The sequence below is a fragment of the Paenibacillus spongiae genome, assembly GCF_024734895.1.
Taxonomy (GTDB): domain Bacteria; phylum Bacillota; class Bacilli; order Paenibacillales; family Paenibacillaceae; genus Paenibacillus_Z; species Paenibacillus_Z spongiae.
This window is the reverse complement of the sequence record NZ_CP091430.1, coordinates 3,143,511-3,166,579: the sequence shown is the minus strand read 5'-3', so window position 1 is coordinate 3,166,579 and position 23,069 is coordinate 3,143,511. Positions and strand designations below refer to the sequence as shown.

General features: G+C 53.9%; 15 protein-coding genes and 1 pseudogene. 3 read left to right on the top strand and 13 right to left on the bottom strand.

What is annotated here, in order from left to right; genetic code table 11:
• Nucleotides 1–139: 139 nt before the first annotated feature.
• Complete coding sequence (locus L1F29_RS14500) at nt 140–652, top strand: DinB family protein (protein ID WP_258389010.1); 513 nt, start codon at nt 140–142, stop codon at nt 650–652.
• A gap of 62 nt (nt 653–714) precedes the next feature.
• On the opposite strand, the gene L1F29_RS14495 is transcribed toward L1F29_RS14500, so the two are convergent.
• The 13 genes from L1F29_RS14495 to L1F29_RS14435 form a co-directional block, all read right to left on the bottom strand.
• Complete coding sequence (locus tag L1F29_RS14495) at nt 715–1,062, bottom strand: DUF2512 family protein (protein ID WP_258389009.1); 348 nt, start codon at nt 1,060–1,062, stop codon at nt 715–717.
• Between the two features lie 260 nt (nt 1,063–1,322).
• On the bottom strand, nt 1,323–1,601 hold the full coding sequence (locus L1F29_RS14490) for a hypothetical protein (protein WP_258389008.1): 279 nt from the start codon (nt 1,599–1,601) through the stop codon (nt 1,323–1,325).
• A gap of 192 nt (nt 1,602–1,793) precedes the next feature.
• Nucleotides 1,794–2,609, bottom strand: coding sequence for a nucleotidyltransferase domain-containing protein (locus L1F29_RS14485; protein ID WP_258389007.1), 816 nt, complete (start codon nt 2,607–2,609; stop codon nt 1,794–1,796).
• Nucleotides 2,610–2,981: 372 nt separating this feature from the next.
• Nucleotides 2,982–7,679 carry a sugar-binding protein gene (locus L1F29_RS14480; RefSeq protein ID WP_258389006.1) on the bottom strand — a complete coding sequence of 1,566 codons (4,698 nt, stop codon included), beginning with the start codon at nt 7,677–7,679 and terminating at the stop codon, nt 2,982–2,984.
• A 371-nt stretch (nt 7,680–8,050) separates the two neighbouring features.
• Nucleotides 8,051–9,034 (bottom strand): carbohydrate ABC transporter permease, encoded by a 984-nt coding sequence (locus L1F29_RS14475; protein WP_258389005.1) that lies wholly within the window; start codon nt 9,032–9,034, stop codon nt 8,051–8,053.
• The gene (locus tag L1F29_RS14470; RefSeq protein ID WP_258389004.1) at nt 9,034–9,942 is read right to left on the bottom strand and encodes a carbohydrate ABC transporter permease; all 909 of its coding nucleotides are present in this window, start codon (nt 9,940–9,942) and stop codon (nt 9,034–9,036) included. The genes L1F29_RS14475 and L1F29_RS14470 overlap by 1 nt, the downstream gene beginning before the upstream one ends.
• Complete coding sequence (locus L1F29_RS14465; protein WP_258389003.1) at nt 9,939–12,161, bottom strand: DUF5696 domain-containing protein; 2,223 nt, start codon at nt 12,159–12,161, stop codon at nt 9,939–9,941. The genes L1F29_RS14470 and L1F29_RS14465 overlap by 4 nt, the downstream gene beginning before the upstream one ends.
• On the bottom strand, nt 12,154–14,280 hold the full coding sequence (locus tag L1F29_RS14460) for a YIP1 family protein (RefSeq protein ID WP_258389002.1): 2,127 nt from the start codon (nt 14,278–14,280) through the stop codon (nt 12,154–12,156). The genes L1F29_RS14465 and L1F29_RS14460 overlap by 8 nt, the downstream gene beginning before the upstream one ends.
• Nucleotides 14,281–14,397: 117 nt before the next feature.
• Nucleotides 14,398–15,807 (bottom strand): ABC transporter substrate-binding protein, encoded by a 1,410-nt coding sequence (locus L1F29_RS14455; RefSeq protein WP_258389001.1) that lies wholly within the window; start codon nt 15,805–15,807, stop codon nt 14,398–14,400.
• A gap of 101 nt (nt 15,808–15,908) precedes the next feature.
• Complete coding sequence (locus L1F29_RS14450; RefSeq protein WP_258389000.1) at nt 15,909–16,766, bottom strand: carbohydrate ABC transporter permease; 858 nt, start codon at nt 16,764–16,766, stop codon at nt 15,909–15,911.
• A gap of 2 nt (nt 16,767–16,768) precedes the next feature.
• The gene (locus L1F29_RS14445) at nt 16,769–17,737 is read right to left on the bottom strand and encodes a carbohydrate ABC transporter permease (RefSeq protein WP_258388999.1); all 969 of its coding nucleotides are present in this window, start codon (nt 17,735–17,737) and stop codon (nt 16,769–16,771) included.
• A complete protein-coding gene (locus L1F29_RS14440; protein ID WP_258388998.1) occupies nt 17,709–20,684 on the bottom strand; it encodes an extracellular solute-binding protein in 2,976 nt (991 codons plus the stop codon). Before L1F29_RS14440 ends, L1F29_RS14445 begins: the two co-directional genes overlap by 29 nt.
• Nucleotides 20,681–21,814: an ABC transporter ATP-binding protein gene (locus tag L1F29_RS14435; protein WP_258388997.1), complete on the bottom strand. Its 1,134-nt coding sequence runs from the start codon at nt 21,812–21,814 to the stop codon at nt 20,681–20,683. The genes L1F29_RS14440 and L1F29_RS14435 overlap by 4 nt, the downstream gene beginning before the upstream one ends.
• A gap of 684 nt (nt 21,815–22,498) precedes the next feature.
• On the opposite strand from L1F29_RS14435, the pseudogene L1F29_RS34395 reads away from it, so the two are divergent.
• Together L1F29_RS34395 and L1F29_RS14430 are read left to right on the top strand one after the other, a co-directional pair.
• A pseudogene (locus tag L1F29_RS34395) lies at nt 22,499–22,576 on the top strand (hypothetical protein); the annotation flags it as partial.
• A gap of 21 nt (nt 22,577–22,597) precedes the next feature.
• Nucleotides 22,598–22,975, top strand: coding sequence for a hypothetical protein (locus L1F29_RS14430; protein ID WP_258388996.1), 378 nt, complete (start codon nt 22,598–22,600; stop codon nt 22,973–22,975).
• The last annotated feature ends 94 nt before the right edge of the window (nt 22,976–23,069 follow it).

The following is a 23,069-nucleotide window of genomic DNA, read 5'->3' as shown; positions in this document are numbered from 1 at the left end:
ACCCTGTTGTCAGGGAGGTTGGCATATGATTAAAGCATGATAACTCATTAGAATAGATTGTTTGGTATGAGAGGATCAGCAAATCGGATGTACCATCTGCCAGCGCGTGCGTTACATATCAATCAGGAGGTTATGAACAATGACTCATTACGCTTTGCGAATGTATGATTACCATGTCTGGGCGAACCAGACGCTGATCAACCGGTTAAAGGAACTGCCTCAGGAAGTATACACGCAGGAGCTTCAAAGCGTGTTTCCCACGATCTCGAAGGCGATCGCGCACATCTACTTGGCCGACCGCACCTGGCTGGACATTCTCCGCGGCCACAGCATGATGGTTGCGATGGAATCAGCCCGCCAAATAACCGCACAGACCGAATCATTGCCCCTTGACGATATCGAAAACCTATACACCGACCTATCCAGACAGTTCAAATCCACCCTGCATCGACAAGAGAACATGGAACAATTAATCACACTAAATAATCCATATGCCGGTATACGCGAAACAAGCTTAGCCGAAATCGTCCTGCAAATTGTGAATCATGGTACCTACCATCGGGGAAATATTACGGCTATGCTGCGCCAAATGAGCTATGCATCCGTTATGACCGAATATGCGCTTTTCTGGTACGAGGGGCAAAACGTTTAGTTCATGCTTTGCGAGAACATGAAAAAGGAGAGCTGCTTCTTAAGCGGCAGCTCCCCCTTATCTCAGGGCTTATAGGCTCCTTTAAGTTCATCCTGAAAAATATACCGGTGCAGGAAAGCCTCTCCTACCGCAACGACAGCCGAGATAAATAAAATATTGCCGTTCGACAATCCCCAAGCGAACCATACCTCGGCCATGTAGAGGAAGAGCAGTGTCACCAATCCGTCCGTTAACGTGGCGGCGGTATTGTTATACTCTCTGAGGACGAGCCGATCGCCGATGACGTACGTTATAGCGGTTAACAAGGCGGAAGCCATGAACGCCGTCCAGATCGGGATTCCCGTGTAAAACTGAAGCATAAAAATCAGAATCAGACTGTTTAACACCCATTTCACCAGGTATTTAAACATGCTTCATTCGCTCCTTATACCAGGTATTTTGTGGTATAGGGTTCCCTTCCAGGCAATATTTTACTCTTATCAAATTTGTCCGAAGCGGTATGCTCAGTCCGCGCGATTAGAGAAGGTTGCGCTTGTTGGGAGAAAGACCGATTGTCCCAGGCAGCACTCCTACCGCCACATTAATTAATACTATTAACTATTAATCACCTGTATAAAAAATTTACGCCTAATTTATTGGATTCCTTAATCCCGTCAGGTGCTACTGCCGCTTACTTCAACCCTTTGAATGCTTCGATAAAGCTCGAAGGATCCGTATTTACGGTATAGGAAAACACGCCTCGATTCGTATGCAGATAGAAAATTCCGCCTCCGCTGCCCATTCTCCGGTAGGACAGATCGAAGACGTCCACGATTCCGAACTCCCTATACCGGGTTATGATCCGATCATGATACAGATACATCTCGCGATCTTGGGTGACGGTCGTCTGCTCCTGGCCGATTACTTCTCTAACCACTTTATAATAGGGCTGTATCGCAATCCAGTTCATCGTATCCCTCCATAGCTCGAGTAAACGTTATCGCTTCAATGTAACATAGCATATTTAATAGCGTTAATTATACACCGAAACCCGTATTAAAACCAAAACAGCCCCTTGCACCGCACCAGGTACAAGAGGCATCATGTTCACTATCATATATAGCTCTCGCTTATCTCCCTCATCATTGCCATCAAACCTTGCTTACCGGTCGCTTAACGGCGGTTCATGCTCCATCCAGTTCCATTCATTATTCTCAACGAAGCGGCTCAACGCTTGGCCCGGCGTAAGTCCCCAATCATGGAAGGACTTGATGCATTCTGTAAACGCACGGATGGTTTCCAACGTCGGATTGGCAAGCATGGCCTTCATCAGGTCCATATAAGCTTCCGGTTTCTCCGGCGTTTTCTCCAGCGTCTGCATCAACGACTTGTGGCAGGGGAATAAAATCCGGTTATAAGCTAGGATCAACCTTCCGCCGAACAGCGCAACTTGGCTGACCGCTTGAGACAGTAAATAGCTGTTGTCCAGCGTTAATGCCCGTTCTGCAAAATATCCCCCGTATAGATCTACTTGAGCATAGAAATCCTCGAAGTTTCTCGTCCGCTGATGCTCCGGATACACGGGAATGCGGCTCACGAACCCGCTTAGCTCCGGTATACGGGAGAAGGCGACGAATGCGCCTTCGAATGAAGCTCGTGTGGGCTCGCTGCCCCGTTCAGCCGCCGCCCGAACGAAATCGAAGGTAATGATTTTGCCGTCATAATAACCGCCCGGATAATCGCAGCCCTCTGTCGTATAGTAGAACAAATTGTCCTCTTGCTGGCGTTTCCGGAAGACTTCGTCCGTCACGACCAAGTAACAATCCACATCGGAATCCTCGCGCGCAATCCCTTTGGCCACCGAACCCGAAATAATGACAGCCAAGAAATCGGAGTCGCTCTGTATGCGGTCAACCAAGTTCAGAATCGCCTGTCTATGATGCTCTCTAAAACTGCCGTCTTGCAATCTTTCGTTCAAAAACTCCACTACCCTTCAATTCGCTCTATGAGTCAGATTTTCTAGTATACGATCTATTGCGCAGCATCCATTAATTCATAATGATATCACATGAACGATGAAACGAGGCATCCGCTATACAAGCTTCATCGCCGGAACATTGGACGATGTCCGTACTGCGATGAGACGGATGTATCTGATGGGTTACCGTTAAGACCGGGCTGATCATCGAATAGTTTAGAAGAAAGCGGGGCGCTATTCCGATGGAATAGGCCCCGCATTTTCGGCTGGTTGCATACATGTTCCGTTCGGATCAGATCATGGAATGATGATCAAGGCAGCGATTCGCTACGACTGGGCGATTGGCGCCGGCTCAACCGGGAAAGCTCCTTGTCAAGGTTTCGCCGGATGGACGAGCAGCTTGGCGGTCGCCTTCATGGCGTCTATGCCGATAACGGACGCCGTTATGCGCGAATTGCCGGGCTTGATCGCACGGATCAGGCCGGTATCGGCATCCACCGTCGCCACTTTTGTTTTCTCGCTGCTAAAGGCAAGCCCTTCCGTGATGCGGCTGTCGATACCGTCGTTATAATGGCCGATTACGATTGCATAGTCGCTTCTGCCCGCCTGCAAAGGAGAGGGCAGCTGGATGCTGATGCTTCGCAGCACGGGCTCAATGACGATTCGGAACTCTCCTATCAGGCCCAGGTAGCGAGATGAAGTAACCGCTATGACCGCTTCGCCCCGCTTGACGCCCGTCACTTTGCCGGTTGCGGCGTCAACAGCTGCCACGCCCGCATCGCTGCTGACGAAGGTCAGCTCGCCGGCAGCCGGTTTTACGGTTCCGTCGCTGAATACCACTTGCAAGGCGGCATCGGCGCTTGCGCCGACCGCCAGCTCGGACGGCAAGGTCATCTCCAGCCTCTCAGCGCCGTTGAACGTCATATCCGCCCATAGCGCCTGATTGTCACCGTCGCCGGCCCACATCGCTTGCCCCCACTTCGCATTGCCATCCTGATCGTCGTTATCGGTCGCCAGCAGCGACATGCCGATCGCGGCGCCGCCCTTCGGCGTAAACGGATAAACGTTCAAGTCGCTCCAGGGAATCGCCAGTTCAAGCGTATAACCGCCGTCCGTCGCTTGCGCGGCGACCTCGCCGCCATCGTAGGCATACTCTCGAACGCCGTTGTCATGACCTTCGCGGATGAAGACATGCGGATTCTCGGCGCCCTTGACGCCGCCCGGCGTCACCATGATCGCAAAGTCGCCGTCGCGATATCCGCTGCCGGATTTATTGCGATCGATATCCAGAAACAGCATGGTCGCATCCGACAAGTACATTTGCGCGCCGGTATTCGTGAAATGGATGACGTTGTCCGTCCGCTGCTCCAGCAAATACAGATACTCGGCATCCCATTTGATTTTATAGCGGCTCGTCAAATCGGCGCCGTCCGCAATGGCTCCCCATACTTTGCCGTGCTTCTTCACGGCCGGCGATTCGGGGGATACATTGATTTCTTCGGCTCCGTCCCATTCGCCGGCGGAAACGACGCCGTCGATCGCGATGTCCGTTTCCGCTTGACGTGCGCTATACGAGGGTACCCCTTGCCTGACGCCGACAGGCAGCGCGTGGACCGCCTCCCCTGCTCCGGACGTCGCTTTCAGCTTCAGCCTGTACTCTCCGGCAGGCGTATCGTCCGTCGCCGCCAGCGTAACCGCGACGACTTTCGATTGAGCGGAGCCGAGCTCGAACCGCGACGGCGTTGCCGTCACATCCAGCGGCACCGTCCTTTCGCCGGACAGGGCCGCTTTCGACAGAAGCGCGCCATGTCCGTCTTCCGGGAAGCTGTCAGATATTTTCACGTAAAGCACGCGATCGCCCGTCGCATAATCGCCGACGTCGTAGCTGCGTACCTTGCGGTTCCCGAGATCGGTCACCGGCTGAAGCTCCCGATCCGCGACCGTCCAATCGGATGCGACGAGCGCCCACTGCGGATCGTCCGGCTGAATGGTCAAGCCTTTTGCGAACGCGATCTCAAACTGATTGCCGATATCGAGGGACAGTCTCGGTTCATTGATCCCTTCCGGCAAGACGAATTTATAGATCGCATACCGTTCTCCGTCGGTAAAGCGGAAGTTGCCCGCGTTAACGCCAGTCTGATGGTCCTTGATCAAATAAGGCGATTCATCCGCGGTACCCGGAACGAAGGAAACCAGCTCCATCGGCTGAACAATCGGAATCGCTTCCAGCTCGACCTGCTGTGTCTGCCCGCTCCGGTTCGTCACGAGCACGTTCATCTGCGCAGGCCGTTCACCGGTCAAATCCGCCCGGTCCGGCTGATGCGACAAGCCGAGTGGAGACACCTGCTGCATATAGCGAACATAGATGCCGAACAGCGCGCCTCCCCATCCGTCGCCGGTTGAAGCATCGCCGATGCGGACATAGATCGTTCCATCGGCTGCCGTATGCCCCTCCGTATCGACCGCGTATTTATCCCGGTTGCCCATGTTGTGCTCATCGTGTCCCGTCATCGCCTGAGCGTTCAGTATCTCCTCCCAGGCCGCCCCGTCAGGCGACAGCTCGACCGTGAAGTTGTTGGCCAGTTCCAGCATCAGTTCGCCTTGCGGAAATTCGTTCAAGTTCAATCTGTAGACCATCTTGCTCGTGCCGTCGGCGAAGCGGAACTCGTTCGTCGAACCGACCTCGCCGACAAAGGTGCCCTTGTAGGGAGCATCCTCGTTGCCATTGTTCGTGCGAATGACGAATTCGCCGAGCTGCTGTTGCGGCGAATCGGGGACCGCCTGCGTCGACCAATCGACGCGCACCGTTACGCCCTTCGACTGATGCTCGAACTGCACGAGCAGCGTACGGCTGGCGTTCTCCCATTCGGCGCGAACGGCTGCCGGTTGTCCCTCGGCGTCGGTTGCCGTCACTTGCTGCGGATACCGATTGGCCGACCCCAATCTCACGGCCGCTTGCGCATCCTTCGGCCCTGACACCGTCACCACGGTCTCGGCAGCCGTCTCCCGTTTGTTCGTTATTTCCCCGTTGGCGAAATAAACTCTGGGTGCCGCGGACGTATCGATGTCGGCAATGTCGTACAACAACGCGCTGGAACCGGCCAGAATCGTCTTGTCGTCGACGACGCCAAGCCGCGGATCCCACAAATCGATATAGCGGCCTGGAATGACGGCCGGCTGCTCCATGGATTGCACGGCAACGATCGGACCCCGGTAAGCCGTCATCGTATTCGACTCGGCATAGGCGGCGCCCGCTTGGCCGAGCGCGTACTTGGTCAAGCCGCGCAGCAATCGGGCCGCCTTGTCGCTGGAGGAGAAGTATCCCGGCGACGCGCCGAAATAGATAACCTGTCCCTGTCCGGCTGTTTGCCGGAAGGAAACGGTATGCCCGTCATGCGTATACAACGGCTCCGCGTCGCCAGACAACGCGTAGGAAGTGAGCGCGTACCGCTTCGGGATGCTCGCCGTCTGCCCCCCGTCGATCGCCTGCGCGGCCGCGGTCGGCTGAAGCGTCGCTTCACGCTGCGCGACGGCCTCCGCGGTCGGATTCGAGATCGTTAACCCGAGCTTGTTCCACAAATCCTGCTGCGGGCTTCCGATGCCGGAGTCGTCCCACCATTCGCCGACGTTTTGGAAACTGTTCTCGCCGCCCAAATAGAGCAGCACGCCGCCTTGCTTCACCCAGTCGGCGATCGCTTGATTGTACGACGCTTTCAACGGCTTCCACGAATCGTAGCTCATGACGAGCACCTTCGTATCGGCCAGCGCCGTTGCCGACACCCGTTCGACGGGGAGCACCCGGACCGGGATGCCCTTCGCAACGAGCGGCGCCGTCGGGCCGTACATGGCCTCGGAAGCCGCTGTCGGCGCAGCGCCGCGCTGATACGTCATCGTATCGGAGATCAAGAAGGTGACGCCGGGCGAACCGGCCTCCATCCGGTACGGCTGCCCGTGAATCGCTTTGGACGCTTCGAATATGTTCATCTGAACCGTCTTGTAGGCCATCGGCGCCGGCACGAACGCGCGGGACGGCCACGGCATGATTTCGAACTTCTCGATTTTCGGTTGCAGGAATTGGGCGGAAATCGTCTGCTTATAGTATGACTCGACCTGATCCCAGCCGTTCGCCAAATTCGGGTCGTCCGCTTTCGGATCGGCCAGCGCGTAGAACGATTTGCCGTCCCCGGGCGTCTGCAGCTCGCTCAGAGACGAATATTCCAGATAAGCCGAATCGAATACGCGTTCTTGCTGTGCGCCTTCGAACGGGATCGGATAACGGGCCGTATCCGACCAGGCCTGGCCGATAAAGCCGTCGATGCCGGGAAGGTCGTAATAGGCAATGTTGGCGGCAACGATGCCGTAGCTGTTGTAATTGACCGTGCTATGCGAAGCGACCCATACTTCGATGCCGGGCTTGTAGGCCTTCAGCTCCGATGAGATATAGTCAAGCGAGCGGGTATACAAATACGATTTCAGCTTCTCGCTCTTGTATCTCGCCTGTTCGGACGAGGCGGGATCCTCCCAAGGTTCCCCGTAGTAGGCCTGCCATTCACTTTTGAAGGCGCCTTCGTAGCCGGCTTCGGTCCAATATTCCGGCTCCTCGAACACGATCGCGTGGGCGCCCTCGTCGACCGTTCGCTTCGCGATGTCGAGCACGTAATCATTCCATCCTTGCGTCGGCGTCACGTAACCGGTGCGAGGGTCGACATGGCGGAAATCGCTTCCGTCCTTGCGCGTTTGCACCACTTCCGGATGCGGCTCGCCGCTCAGCGTTCCGAGCTCGTAGATCCCTTCCCAGTCGTGGCTGATCGAGATCATCGCATCCACGCGGTAGCCTCTGTCCTTCCAGGAACGGATAAGCTCGGCCAAGCCTTCAGCTTTGGTCGCATACACCATAACGGCGTCCGACTTTACGTCGTATTGATCGGTGTAGCCCAGTTGGGTTTGAAATGTCGTGCGAATCACGGACGGTGCGCCCGTATCGCTCCCCGAATCGTCGGCCAGCGCGGCCGAGGCGAACAGCGACGCAAGCAGCATCGCCGCCAATAAGCCAGAAATCCATTTTCTCATCCTTTGACAATCCTCCTATTATTCGTAATGGCGCATGATTCATCTAGCCGCCGCCGCTTGTCGGGACGAATTACGTCACGACGGTCAGACGCCGTTCGACCAGGAGAACGGATAAGACGGTCCCCAGGCGACGCCGTCATCGAGAAATTGAACGGTCCTCTCCCTTGTTCGTATTCCCTTGCGCGGGCGGTCCAGGCCGCAGGTACAAGGGATGCCTCCTTCCTCATATGGGCGATTTCTCGCCGTTCGGCGGACGAATACCTCTCTTGCCGGTACCCGTCCGTGCGCTCCATCCCGTTACGAACGTCCCCCCTTTCGTCGCTTGCCTGATCACCGCCGACTTGCCAAGCCTCTCGTTCGTCGGCGCGGTTCTATTCCACCAGCCCAGTCCGGTCGATACTCTCGACGAACCACCGCTGGGCGATCATATACACTAGTAATGGCGGCGCAATGATCATGAATGCCCCTGCCATCTTCGTACCTTCGGTGATCGGATTCTGCGCCGTGATTTTCACTCCGCTCATATCGGGCCCGAGCAGGACCGCCTCCAAATTATTCAGGCGAATGGACAGCGGCGTGAAGCTGCTGTTCAGAAACATCGAAGGCTCGTAATACATGTTCCAATACCAGATGAACGAGAACAGAAAGACGACTAGTGCCGCGGGCCGGGCCAACGGCAGCATGATCCGTGCGAACAAATAGAATCCCGATGCGCCATCCACCTTGGCTGCCTCCTCCAATGCTTTTGGAAGCGTGGAGAAGAATTGGCGAAAGATAATGATGAACAAGGCGCTTCGCAGCCCTTGGCCGAATAACGCCGGAATTAGAAAAACGAGCGGCGTGTTCAGCCATCCCAGTTCCCCATAGATGCTGTACAGCGGGATGATGATGATTTGCGGCGGTACCATGAACGATAAGATAATCAGGAAGAAAGCGAAGTTCCTTCCGAAGAAACGCAGCCGTGCCAACGCATAGCCCGTAATCGCGCAGATGCAGACTTGGAAGATCGAGCAGATAAGAGCGATGATCAACGTATTGCGGAAGGCCTCCGGGTATTGCAGCCCATACCACGCCTTCTTCAGATTGGACCAATCAAGGCTCCGCGGAATCCACTTGATCGTCGGATCGAGCAGGTCACTGAGCGGCTTCACCATCGTCGTGACCATGTACAGCAGCGGCTGCAAATATAAATAGGCAATGAAAGACAGCATCATGCATATGACTGCCTTGGCCATCAAGCCGTCGTTGAGATATTGGCCGATGATGAGACGCTTCACCTTCTGCGCTTTACGGCCGATCCATACTTGGCGGATCTTGTTCTTGGCCGCCGACCAACGTTGAACCAGCTCAACCATTACACCCGCCTCCTTCGAAGCGCAGCCTTGCGGATCAGCAGGAAAACCACGCTCAACAGAAGAAATATGATGGTAAAATAGATCCACGCCAGCGCGCTTGCATAACCGTACCCTGTATCCGGTTTAAACATATTGCTCTTAATTTCCTCCAGCACCGGATTGAGCGGGAACGTGAACAGATCCACGATCGTATAGATCGCGTTCAAGCCTATGAACGGCACGGCACCCGGAAGCGTAATTTTCCAGAAGCTTTCCCACGGCGTCGCGCCGTCGATCCGGACCGCTTCGTAGACCGATTTGGAGATCGTCTGAAAGCCGGCAATGAAGATCAGAATTTGCACGCCCGAGTACCATAGAATAATGACGACCTTGCCAAGAATACCCAGAATCGGCTCGGCAAACCGCGGCCCGAAATACTGCTGGACGAGCGGCTTTACATTATACTGGTCAATGAAAGGCAGCTCCCCCGCTCCTTGGCTGAACAGCTCCGTCAACACCTGGCCCGTAGCGAATATGACCGGCAGGAAGAAGATCGCTCTGAACAGGAAGCGTCCCGGGAAGCTTTGATTGAGAAGAAGCGAGACGAACAGAGCAAAGATCACGATAATGGGGATCATGAGAATAACTTCCTGTATATAGGTCAGCAGCTTGACGGGATACACATGATCCAGCAGCAGGGCATCGCGGAAGTTGCCCAGCCCCCGCCATGCGTAATCGAACCCTTCCGGAGTCAGCTTCACTTTATTAAAGGTGAGGTATAACGACCATCCAAGCGGAATCGCCATGAACACAAGAAAGCCAATTGCCCATGGCGCCATAAACAGGTAGCCCAAGCCCTGCTCACGCAGCACCTCGAGCCACTGCTGCCGGCGCCTGCGCTTAAGCTCCTCGATCCGATCGGCACTCAATGAACGCTCCCCCCTCTCACTTCGAATGACCCGCTGCTGTAATTAACCTCAACCTCGGTACCATCGGCATATGTTGTGACGTACACATCCTTGCCTGCCTTCCGGTGACCGGTCATCTCTTGATTCAGAACCGGAGCCAGCTGTTCGAACATCGTCATCTCTTCCTGCACCCGCTTCTCCCAAGTCGCATATTCGCTGCTGTAGATGCCTCTTGTCGGCGTATTCTTCAACAGACGCGGAGGATCAAAGGTAAGAAGGAAGGATGGGACCGCACCATATTCAATGGCCTTGAGCCGCTCCTCCTCAAACAAATCGCGCATGTTTCCCGGCGTTCCGCTGTAAGTCACATATCCATGCAGTACGATGGGCAGGAATGGAACCGTCTCATCCATGATAAAATCATGGCTGGAGCTCATCGGCATATTCGCTATATGATCCACGCCGGATAGCGCATAAGCATTCGCCCTGCTGACCGACACGTCGGCCCCCTCTTCTTGAAGGTGATTGAAGAGCCCCATGTATAAAAAAGCGGTATCCTCGCGTTCTAACGGCTGATCAGTATTGTAATCGCGGAATACCTGCCGGCCCATCTGATTGAAATGAATCCCGTCCGCGCCAAGCCCGCGCAGCTCACTCCACCAATCGGCAGCCTGCCGTATGCCTTGGACCGGATTCAGGAGGAAATGTCCATTATCGTTGTAATAAACGGTTCCATCAATGCTGCGAATCCCTTCCCCGCGTGCCAGCGCCCCTGTTCGAGAGTTGATGAGATCAACAAGATCCGCTTCCAGGCGGAAGGTCGTAATTCCCCTATCCTTGAAGAACGACGAAAGCTTCTTCAGACCGGCGTAGCCGCCCAGCTTATCTTCTACGGCGAACGCGGTGCCGGTTCGATATTCCCCATTAGCCAGCCAGCCTGCATAGGTTACCCGCAGGTCGGCTATACCGGCTTCTGAGAGCCGGCCTACAATTTCCGACGCCTGCGGGAACGTCGTAACCGGAACGAACGAGGTTCCGAAGGCCGTTTTGCGCGCATTGCCTCCCAGCAAAGTCAGCTCGAGCGGGATGCTCTTCGCCGGCGCTAGCGGCTTGCCGAGCTGCTTCGTCTCCAGCAAGTAGCTGCGATAAGCCTGCGCCATGCCGACATAACCTGCCGATTGGCCGCTGAGCAGCCGATATTCGATGACTCGGTCCCTTTTGATCCGTTCCTTCTGGATCATCGATACCGGTGCCGACAAACGGCTCAGCCGCTGACCGTATTCCTGGCGGTATACAAATTCCGCGTTCGCAGAATGGAAGCTCGACACTTCGCCCGACGGCATCGCTTTAATGTTAGCCGTCATCTCGCCTTCGCTAATAATTGCGGCATAGGCCTGCCCGGCATTCTTCAGTCCGAATACCGGATAACTGATCGTTTCACGCTGCGATTCCGTAACGATCCGGTTGGCGGATTCGAAGCCGTAGACCGGCTGCGTATATCGCTTTCCTTCGGCTACGGTCCGTTCTTGGTTAAAGACGATCAGCCCGCCCGGGCCATCGGGGACGAACAAATAGCCGTCCTTCGAGCTGCCGGGCGCTGCGCCGAAATACGGCAGCAGGTTGAGCGTTAACAGCTTTCTGTCTCCCGACTCTTCGATTCCGGCGCTCGGGATCCGGACGACCAGTCCATGCTCATTGAGCGCATATTGAATCGCAATGCCAAGCGCCAGCTTCGTGAACCGGTATGTGGCCTGTACCATGCCGTCGCCCGCGATATATTCGACTTCCATATTTTTATTCACACTATTGGCGATTTCCCGCTGCGTCTTCCCGTCCTTGGCGTACTCGAACGTAAAGGTCGATTTCAGGTTGGACAGCAGAAGTCCTTTCACCGTCTCGCCGGACAAGTCTTCTTCCCGCGGGTTACTTCGCCAGCGCAATCCCGTAGCCTTCTCCTCCACCGCGATCTGACCCGTCTTCGGGTGCAGCCAGAGTCGATACGGCTTATTCTCCAATGCCATTATATAGCCTTCTTCATCCGATAACGCCTGCTTGGGCAACCCGTTTCCGCCTGACAAGACGGGCAGCAAGACCGGAGCAGGAAGCTCCAAACCCAGGGAAGCCAAGGTCGGGAGACGCTTCTGCGGAAGGAGGAGCAGACATACAATCAACACGATTAACGCAATACCCGCAGCAAGCAGCCATCGCGACCGTCTCACATGATACAGACGTTTAATCATACAGCTTCACCTCCCTCAGTAACTGGCCGAAGAAATCGAAGAGGTTGTAGCCGAGTCCGGCCATGATCGTCACGAACAACCAGATCAAGAGGATGGTGGCAATACTGATGACCATGTTTCGCGCCGTCTCCATAAACTCGAAATTGTGGATGACCTGCGTCATAACGAAGAACATCAGGATGACCCAATACCAGACGATCTGTACGCCTGCGTCATAGATGACGCGCTCCTCAAGAACGAGAATATGCGAGATCGCCGTGAGCAGCGGTATCCAGACCATGAAGGGCACCATCGCATAGATACTCGTCTGCAGCACCTCGTACAGCCGCCCTTCACCGTCCTTGATCGTACTGATCAAATAATTGGCGATAACCCAGGTAATCCAAGGTACGATGAACAAGCCCAACGTCCATACCAGACTGATTTGACTGCGGTCGACAGGCTTAAATACGAATCCGACCCCGTAGGTGGAAGCCAGATGCACCCCGACTGTCAGCAGGATAAACATCGCCAGCACCGCGAATGATATTTTGCGGTCCTTCAGTCGATAGAAGCCCTCATAGGGATGGAACAGCAGGTAGCCGGCTGCGCTAATCTCAGAGCCGTAACGAGCAAGTTTGGGCGACCATTCGCGGGACGCGATCCAACCCTTGATCAGCCGTACGCCTCGTATCAGCAGCCATCCGCCTACGACGAGCGAGCCTGCCAAATAGACGAAATACTGTTGTATCCACAGGAGCCGTATATTCCAGTATGCGCTCGAGAATCCCTTGGCATCGTAGGCGATCCGGTAATAATCCAGTGCACCCTTATAGTCCTCTTCACGATTTAACGAATGACCGAGCCCCCGGTATGCCATGGACAGGTTGTCGTTCTGGCTGATTAATTCCTGCCAATGCGGTTTGCTCGCCGAATAATTGCCGTCCAGATCATGCTTGACTGCCTGCAGAGCCGTCATGCCGAAATCGGTAGGCCGAAACACCTCGATAATATTCAGATGGGAATCGGCAATCCATACGTCGCTGCCGCTGTTTACGATTATGCTGGTTGGCTGGCTCAATACGCCGAACTGCATCGTCGTGTTCTGACGGTCTCCGAAGGAGAACAAGGGCATACCCGCCGGGGAGTAGATCGTCGTCTTGCCCGTATCATAGTCCAGCGCATACAGCATGCCGTTAGCGTCAATCGCAACATCGGTTACCAGCCAAGCATTGGCAAGAGGAGGTCCGGACAGCATGTTAACCCCGCTTGCATTCAACCGCTTCACTTGGCCGGCGTACTGCTCCTGTGTAGTTGTATAGATGAATCCTTCCGAATCCAAGGCGATGTTGCGCACCTCGGGCGGCCGTTTGGCCACTTCCTTCTCCAGCTGCTCCTTCGACATCCAGGTGCTCTTCAGACGGTCCATTACTGTGAGCGGCGTTTTATTCGCCCCGAAGAAGCCCGTAAACTCCCCTTCTGCGTTCATCCGGAATATGCCCTGATAGGAACCTTTCACGACAATGTACATCACCTTGCGCGAATCAACGACGATTTTGCTGGGTACGAAGAAATATTGGCTCGGGTCCGGAAGAAGCGCCGACTCCGGCCGCACAAACTCGCGAACATAATTACCGTATTGATCATAAACGGCGATCCGGCTATTCCCGGTATCCGCGACATAAACCTGACCGGACGGGTCGACGAATACGCCTTCCGGCTCCTTCAGCTTTCCGGGTCCTTCTTCAGTTCCGATGACCGTAAGGACATCCCCCTGCCGGTCCAGAACGACGATCCGGCTATTGCCCGTATCCGCTACATATACCCGGTCGTCACCGGTTATGTACAGATCGCTGGGTCCGGAGAACGACGGCCCCCGATCGCTTGCGCCGGTTATATACAGATGCGGTACATAAATGGGCTGCACATCGATCCATTCGCCGCTGTTGTAATCATAATACTCCGTTTCATACGGCATCATCGCCAATACTGGCGCCGATACCATAATGCCTGCCGCAATCCATGCGCTCATCATCACCACCAGGCGGATCAACCATCTCCCCGGTCGCTTACGGCCCGGCTCCTGCCGCCCGCTGCGATCCTTGCGCCGTTTCCAGGAATGGCGGGTCGGGAACATCATGTGAAGCTCCCCCTTCAATGAATAGATGCACAAACAGTTGCAATGAATGGATTTCCAAGAATAGCAGACAAGGGGATGCATGGTCTTGCCGTACATACCCCCTGCCTACTTGCCTGTCTATTTCATAACGCCGATACTCTTCCAGTAATCCGCCGCACGTTTGTTATAATCCTCAATAGCCGGTACGATAGAGCTGATATCTTTATTATCATGGAACATCGCGATTAATGCCGGATCCACCGTTCCGCTGTAGGTTGGACCATCGAATATCGCCGGCCCGATTCCGGTACAACAAGAAGACGTGCTTATGGTCAGCGCCTCGTAATTCTGTCCCTCATATTTGCTTTCCAGCAGCTTATCCAGCTCCTCGTTCTTCACCATGGACGGGAACCCGATATTCTCGATTCTCCACTTGTTGGCTTCGTATTCGAATTGAAAACGAATGAACAGCCATGCCGCTTCTTTGTTCTTGGACGCGCTTAGCATCGCCAGCGGTGAAGTGTTGCGGATCCCCGGCTGGGAAACCGTCCCTCGCGGTGCAGGGAGAATATCCCACTCGAATTCGACCATATCATCGAGCTGCTTGAGCGGTTGGGCAATGCTGAACAGCGCTTTGCCCGCATGGAAATCCGCCATATCGGCATAACCGGATTTATTGAAGGTTTCAACGTCCATCATCACTTTGTCGACGGTAAACAGATCCTTCAGCCATTTCAGATCGGCCAATACTTCAGGCGTGTTCAGCATGCTTTGCGTATAATCCTCGTTCATAAAGTCGCGGGCTCCGGCATGGCCGTTGGCAACCGGCAGCAAGTTCGTGAAGGCTGTCTTGAATATGCCGTTGAAGGATACGCCATATTCGCCTGCGCTCGGGTCGGTTGCTTTCTTCGCCATTTCACGGAAATCTTCATAGGTCCAATCGTTCGGCGGCATTTCCATGCCATGCTTTTCCATTAAGTCTTTATTGATCACGATCGGCCATGGATCATCCGTCCACGGAATCGCATAGATCTTCCCGTCCATCTCCCATGATTCGAGGAATCCATCTTGAATGCCGAGCGTAGGCAGAATGGCGTCATTCTCCATGTAAGGCTTCAAATCTTCGAGGTTGCCGCCTTCCATCCATTTGGATATCGCCTGCGGCCATACGATATCCGGCGGCTCGCCTGATGACTGAAGCGCCGCCAGCTTGGACAGCCCTTCGACATCGCCGCCGCCGGAGCCGAATGCCTTCACCGTAATCCAGGGATACTTCTTCGTAAACTCTTCATACAGCGTGGTGAAGAAGTCGAGGTCTCCCCCCCAGTTCATGACCGTTAACGTAACCGGATCGTGCTTCTCCTCTACAACCGGTTCCGGTTCATCGGGCTCAGTCGTTTCTGTAGGTTCATTCGTCTGCGTCTGCTCTTTGTTGTCCGCTGCCGTACCCGTATTAGCCGGCTTATTATTCCCGCTGCAGGCTGCGAGAAAGACGCTCAGAAGCATCGAGACGCAGAGCAGGAAGACGACTCTTTTATTGAAAGCCATGCTTACTCCCCCAATCCTTGGATTTGAAATAGATTATCCTGAATCCGTAAATCAGCGACCTTGAATACCACCTCCTCCAGTAGATTCATCCAATTTCTGCGTTATTTGACACCGGAATGAAGCATGGTCTGCATAACCCGCTTCTGGAAGATGAGGAAGATGAGCAAATTGGGCAGGAACATCAATAAGGATGCGGCTGCCATCATGCCTTGGCCGGCGACATTATTCTGAGCCCCGCTGACGAGTGTCTGCACATAGTAGGCGATATTCTTCAACGCCTCATCCTGAACGTACAATGTCGATGCCTCCACATCGCCCCACACGCTTTGGAAGGTCAGAATCGCGATCGTGGCGATGGCCGGCGCCGCAAGCGGCATGACGATCCGGTTGAAGACGGCTGCCTCGGATGCCCCGTCGAGCTTAGCAGCTTCGATCAGATCATTCGGGATTTGGCCGATGAACGCCATCATGAGAAACACCGCGACCGGCGAAGCAAGAAACGGCAGAATATGAGCGAAATACGTATCGTTGATGCCCAGCCCGCTGATAATCAGATACCTTGGAATCGATACGGTCTCTGCGGCGAACATGAGCGAGACGTAGATCAGGCTCATAATAAGCCCCTTCAAACCGAATCTCAGCTTCGCAATCGCATATCCGGCCATCGAGCTGACCGTAATGACGCACAAGATCGTGACCGCCGCAATCATGATGCTGTTGAACAAATACCGGGTAAACGGGACGACATCGCCGGAGGTGGCAAAGAACAGCTTTTCGAAATTGACCGTCGTCGGCTCCTGCACCAGAATGCGGGGCGGGAACAGGAACATCTCGTCGAGCGGCTTGAAGGCATGGTTGAAAATGTACACGATCGGAATGAGCATAAACAGCGCAAGTCCGGTCAAGCCGGAAGTGAGCAGCACGCCCGATAGCGAAAGTCTTCTCATACTAAGCCGCATGACTACTCATCCCCCTTCGGCGCGAACAATCGGTAGCAGAGCTTCATCACGGCATAGCTGACGATCAGCAGCACGACGCAGAGGGATGACGCATAACCAAGCTCGAATCGGATAAAGGCATAATCGTCAATATGATTGATGAACAGATGTCCGGCATAAGAGGGCGTGATCACCGCGCCGGTCAATTGTGTCGATATCGCGCCTGCCTTCAACGTTCCTACAATCGTCATGACCGCGCTGAATAACATCTGCGGCTTCATTGAAGGAACGGTAATATAGAACACCTCTTGCAGCGAGTTTTTGATTCCGTCGATTTTCCCGGCTTCGTACAGCTCGGGGTTGACGGTCTGCAGTCCGGCGAGCATGGCCAGGAAGCCGACGCTGAAGCTGGTCCATAGACTGACGATAATCATGATCGTCATCAAGTATTTGGGATCCGCCAGCCACAGCTGGGGGGAATCGATAATGCCGAGCCGCAGCAGCAGGTTGTTAACATAGCCGACCTTGTCGCCGCTGAACGCAGCCGCCCAGACAACGGCGAGCGCAATGCCGCCCGCCAGCGATGGCGTGTAGAAAGCCAGCGTATATACATCCCGAATTTGCTTGGGCAGACGGGTGATTAACCAGGCGAAGATGAATGACAGCATATAGCCGCCCGGACCGACGAGCAGAGCGAATTTGAAGGTGTTGGGCAGCGCGTGCTTCATGAACACGAAATCCTGCGTCACCAAGGAAATATAATTATTGAATCCGATAAACCTCGGGAACGAGAAGCCGTTGAATGAGGTGACGCTCAGCAATCCGGCCATCAGAACGGGCAGCAGGATGAAGATCGCGAAGCAGATCAGAAAGGGCGCAATGAAGAAATAAGCAACCCGATCCCGCCAAACATTGCCGATCATTCGCTCCAGACGCCGGACAAACAGGGGGGCGGACCTTGAGTTATGGACGGCTGTCTTCAGCTGATTCAACTCCTTCTCCCCCCTTCTTATACCGGTACGGCTTCACATATGGCTCCAGATTGAGATCCGTATCGACTGGTATGCCAAGATCCTCCTGCTTCCGTCTCATCTCGCGCTGCAGCGCAATGCGGGCCTGCTCCAACGATTCCATGTACGGCATGCCTGTCAGAACGGTACGGTTCCATGCAAATCCAAGCTCCCGCCCGAGGAAATAATGACCCGGCACCAGAGGCACGTTCTTCACCCATCGGCCTTGCTCATAAAGCGTATCAAGCTCGGCAGCCGACCATGGAATAGTCGCCATCGCCTCCACATTGGCGGTATTCCAGCGATACTCCAAGCCGTACAACGATTCCATGCTGTTGCCGAACTCCGATTGAACTGCAGCCGACGTCCACCAGTCCAGAAATTCCCATGCCTCCTTCTGCTTGTCGCTCTTCTTCATAATCATTCCGCTCACCGCGCCCTGCGGCTGCCAGCGCGCTACGGCACCATCCGCTTGGCGAATGCCTGGAACCGGCGCGACGCTCCAATGGCCGACAATATCCGGGGCCGCAACCGAAAGCTGGACATAGGTGCTCAGGTCGCCAATGCCAATAGGCAGATCGCCCAGCCGGAAGTGTTCGAAGAATGCCGGTATTTCCAAGGGCAGGCTGTGCTTGACGAACATGTCGGTCCACTGCTTGAAGGCCTTCACGGCTTTCTCGTCCCCCAGCTTGTTCTTCATCCCCGTCTCATCCCAAAATTCGGCGCCGTTCTGATAGAAGATGGTCGTGAAGTCGCCCGGCGGGTAGTAGAAGGTCATCCCCTTCTCCAGCAGCGTCGGCATGATCCGGAAGACATCCTCCCACGTATCCGGAGGCTGAATGCCCAGTTGTTCGAACACATCGGTCCGGTAGTATAACAACTGAAAGTTCTGAAGCTCCGGCAGCGCATAGGTGCCTCCGTCGTATTGATGAGCCAGCATCACTCCGGGATGGAATCGCTTCGCGATCCCGTCAAAGCCCTCCATCTTCGATAAATCCGCAATCGCTCCGCGCATGGCGTATTCGACGGCTGTTTCGGAAGGTATTCCGAGCGCTACGTCAGGTTGATCCCCTGCGGCATTGCCCAGAATGAGCGCATTCGGGTTCGGCATGAGATTGACGTTGACTTGAATGCCCGTCTGCGGCGTAAATTGCTGCTCGATCTTCTCCTGCATGATATCGACGTAGTCCCGGCCTCTGCTTACCCATACGGTGAGCGCTTGATCCTTGTTCAGCGACTTTCGGCTGTAATCCATATAGAACGTACGGAAGAAATTCATCCCCATATACGCCGTTCTCGTAAAGGCATTCGAAATCTTCAGTCCGGTTTCCGCATCCGGCGTACGAAGCACAATGTAGTCAAGCATCAGCTTCTGTTCGGCCATCTGCGTGAGCCAGGCGCCAAGCCTGCTCTGCGTGCTGGAAAACTCCTTCATCTGATTCGGAATTTCGTTGACGTCATCTCTCATGTCCTTGAAGGTATACAAAGCGGTATTCAGGATAGAAGACACGGCGGTCTTGCGTCCGCTCAAGCCATTCACATAGGCCGATATCGCCTCCATCTTCTCGATTAACGAGGTAAGCTTCAGCTCGATGTCCGGATCATAGCGTTTGATTTCCCATGTCCGGTTCAAGTCTTGATCCGCTCCGGTCACACTGTAATTCCCGGTAATCCGGCGTAAATTCTTATCGAGGACACTTAGATCCCGCAGTAAATTCTGCAGCGCATAGACGGCTGGCGTGACCGGCGAAGCATCGGCCGTAATCCGCAGCGTGTGACTTCCTTTCGTCAAATAGAACCGGTAGGCCGTACCATCCTCCGCCTGCAGCGTATGCAGCTGAAAGTGTGAATTGGCAGGCGTCTCATAGCCAAGCAGCTCCTTGAAAGGCGTTACCCCATCGATCGTGAACGTATGGTAGACGCTCGACTGCTGCATGGATTGCAGATATTTCATATCCAGCTCGTAATAGCCGTCTTCCGGGACATCGATGCCCCATTCCAGCCACTCGCCGGCTTTCTTCCAGCGGTCGCCTCCAATGACGTTGTAAGCAATGCGTCCCTTGGGGTCCGGTGAGATGTACGGCTCCGAGTAGGAGGACGTCTGAATGCTCGGGTCTGACTTGCGGTTGTACCCTTCTGCTTCGTATCGTTGAAACCATGATTTGTTTTCTGCTGCGATGGTATGCATCTGTGAGTAGCGGACATAGTCCGGTATGTCATGCGTTGGTGTTAGTGTGAGGGTATCCAAGGCAACCGGCTCGCGCCAGCCAATCATCCGAATGATGTGCTTGCCCTTGGTGAAGTGCCATCTTAATGGCAGTGAGGAGACAGAATAATCGGTTATCGGTTCGGTTTTCAGCCCTTCCAGCTCGAGCTGTACGGGACGCAGTTCATTGCCAAGCTTGTCGCGTTGGTAAGGATATGCCGCATCTTTCCAATTGCGCTGTAACAGAATTCGTTCCGCTTCGGCGAAGGGGTATTCCCCATCCACTTGTATGCCGCGTATAATGCCGGAATAGCTGCCTTTCAATGGGACATAGGCAATGCTCAGCGTATACAGGCCTTCTTCCGGAATGTCCGCCACCCATTCCACCCATCCTGCGGCGCCTTCCCACTGGAGAACCCGCTTCCCTGCTTCTTCATGATAGGCTGTCGATAGCGGTGCATCATCGGATTTGTTCGAATAGGAAGCGGCATCGATCATAATGTTCTTAGTAGATGCCGTTGATCGGGCTTGATCCTTCCATTCCTTCTGATAGGTGTAATAGCTGGGCGTTCCATCGGATTTCGCGTGCTCTTCAATCACGCTGCTTGCGAGAACTGGATAATGCTCCCCCGTTACGAAGAATAAGCGGTATAGGATGAAGAGTGCGAAAACAGCGATAACTGCTGCAGCAATGACGAGCTTCTTGTTTCGTACGAACCTCATAGGCCTGTTACTCCTTGCGAAGTCAGGCTGCCTCCCTGTTCGGCGTCAAACAGATGAATCCGGTCCAACCGGAAGGCAATTTCGGTCTGGTCCCCAATGGCGTGAGAGCTGCCCGCTTCCGTTCGGACGATGACGGTTGACTCGCCAATATTCACGAACAGGAACGTATCCGAGCCCATGAGCTCAATCATCTCAATCTTTCCTGCCGTTATTCCGCACGGATATTTGTTCCGGGTTTCCACGTCGGCGCCGATATGCTCCGGCCGAATGCCGAGCACAACCTGCCGAAGATTAGAGGCGGCCGACTTCAGCGACGGCACATACCGCTGAGGCAGCTCCCACAGGATACGCTTGGTTTCAAAACAATAGCTGTCCTCCCGGCGCGTAACGGCACCTGGAATAAAATTCATCTGGGGACTCCCGATAAAGCCGGCTACGAATAAATTGCGGGGATGGTCATACATGATCTGCGGTGGTGCTACCTGCTGGACTTCCCCGTCCTTCATGACGACAATCCGCGTCCCCATTGTCATCGCTTCCGTCTGATCATGAGTCACATAGACGGTCGTAGTCTTCAGCTGGCTATGGAGCTTCATAATTTCCGCCCGGGTCTGCGCTCGCAGCTTCGCATCGAGATTAGACAAGGGCTCATCCATAAGAAACACCTGCGGCTCACGAACGATGGCCCTTCCCAGAGCTACGCGCTGCTTCTGCCCCCCGGAGAGCTGACTGGGCAGCCGATCCAGCAGGTGCGATATTTCCAGTATCTTCGCCGTCCGGTTCACCTTCAGCTCCACTTCATGCTTCGCAACCTTGCGAAGCTTCAGCCCCAGGGCGATGTTCTCATACACGGACAGATTCGGATATAAGGCGTAATTCTGGAATACCATGGAGATATCCCGATTCTTCGGCGATACATAATTGACGTATCGCTCGCCGATATACAGATCCCCTTCAGATATCGGCTCAAGCCCTGCAATCATTCGAAGCATCGTCGACTTCCCGCAGCCGGAAGGACCCACCAGTACAAGAAATTCGCCTTCGGACACTTCCAAATTGAAGTCTTTCACAGCCGGCCGCTGCTCGCCCTTATAGTATTTGTAAATGTGCCGACAACTTAAGCTGCCCATGTCATGGTTACGCTCCTTTCATTGCTTCCCGACCGTCTATCGCTGGGGTACTCGCATGAATGGTCAGCATCAAGCATGATTTCCTATTGTATTATTTGTATTTAAAAAATATAAATATTATCCATTACTTCTTTTTTGAACCTTTTATGTAAGCCTTTTCACAAAAGACGATACTATACAATAATACATTAGTCAAGTCATTTTTTGGCGATCATTTCCTTATTAAATATGGTGTTTTCGTCGATTATTGCGTTGTTTTGAGAGAATCACATTAAGTCATATCATACATATTGATTATTAGACCATTCATTTTATTCGCCAAATAAAGGGTTTATAGACTATTCCTCGCCTATGACGAGTCGGGAAGCGTCTGACAATAGGTGTGACATCATCCTACAAGTTCCTCCTATGATCACGGTTTGACGGACACTAGATCGCCCTCGACGGTATTCCCAGAAAGTATCCAGCAACCTTTTCACATCCGAGGCGTCTAATGCTGTATCACGATCAATAACACATTCATGCGGTATGGAGGATTCTGAAGAATGAAGAAGATTGCTGCAGCCTTTCTGGGTCTTGTCCTGACTGCTTCAGCATTCCTGCCAGGTCAAAGCTTTGCAAACGATCAGCCCTTCGTGATTAAAGGCAAAGTGGTCCAAGAACGTACGCTGGTACCCATACGCTATGTCGCAGCCGGTAACCTATATACCCTTCCGATTTATCAGTCAGTCTCTCGGAGGGACGGTATCATGGAATTCGTTGGGCCGGACGGCCGACGTTACATTGGGGGAGAAACACGTTCGGATCACTACGGAGTCCACGTTCAACGATTCCCGAATTCCGCAAAGAACCGTCGACGCTTTGATCAAGAAAGTCAACGAAGCCACCAACCTGGCCGCCTATTCACAAATCCGGGCACATTTCAAACCCTATTTCACGGACGCCTTCATCAATAAAATCATTCAAGATAAAGGATTGTACGTTAACGTTCCGTTCACGGATGTCGCTTATATTCATTCCGATGAGAAGAAAGGCACCGTTACGCAATATGGCTCGCCTAAAGACATCGCTGCGAATAGTGTCGAACGGATGATCACGGTGAAATATATCCAAGATAAATGGATGGTTGACACTATTATTTTCACCCACTTGACTCCATAGAAACCATGCTGAGCACGAAGGGAGAGGGAATCGGATGCGTCCGGTTTCCTTTCTTATGTTGATCCCGAGTGGAAATTATTTGAGGGACTTGTAT

What these genes read in the sequence shown, in the direction of transcription:
- L1F29_RS14450 (WP_258389000.1), bottom strand. Translation starts at nt 16,766, where the DNA reads ATGCGGCTTAGTATGAGAAGACTTTCGCTATCGGGCGTGCTGCTCACT.
- L1F29_RS14455 (WP_258389001.1), bottom strand. Translation starts at nt 15,807, where the DNA reads ATGGCTTTCAATAAAAGAGTCGTCTTCCTGCTCTGCGTCTCGATGCTT.
- L1F29_RS14475 (WP_258389005.1), bottom strand. Translation starts at nt 9,034, where the DNA reads ATGGTTGAGCTGGTTCAACGTTGGTCGGCGGCCAAGAACAAGATCCGC.
- L1F29_RS14490 (WP_258389008.1), bottom strand. Translation starts at nt 1,601, where the DNA reads ATGAACTGGATTGCGATACAGCCCTATTATAAAGTGGTTAGAGAAGTA.
- L1F29_RS14500 (WP_258389010.1), top strand. Translation starts at nt 140, where the DNA reads ATGACTCATTACGCTTTGCGAATGTATGATTACCATGTCTGGGCGAAC.
- L1F29_RS14440 (WP_258388998.1), bottom strand. Translation starts at nt 20,684, where the DNA reads ATGAGGTTCGTACGAAACAAGAAGCTCGTCATTGCTGCAGCAGTTATC.
- L1F29_RS14435 (WP_258388997.1), bottom strand. Translation starts at nt 21,814, where the DNA reads ATGGGCAGCTTAAGTTGTCGGCACATTTACAAATACTATAAGGGCGAG.
- L1F29_RS14480 (WP_258389006.1), bottom strand. Translation starts at nt 7,679, where the DNA reads ATGAGAAAATGGATTTCTGGCTTATTGGCGGCGATGCTGCTTGCGTCG.
- L1F29_RS14495 (WP_258389009.1), bottom strand. Translation starts at nt 1,062, where the DNA reads ATGTTTAAATACCTGGTGAAATGGGTGTTAAACAGTCTGATTCTGATT.
- L1F29_RS14465 (WP_258389003.1), bottom strand. Translation starts at nt 12,161, where the DNA reads ATGATTAAACGTCTGTATCATGTGAGACGGTCGCGATGGCTGCTTGCT.
- L1F29_RS14460 (WP_258389002.1), bottom strand. Translation starts at nt 14,280, where the DNA reads ATGATGTTCCCGACCCGCCATTCCTGGAAACGGCGCAAGGATCGCAGC.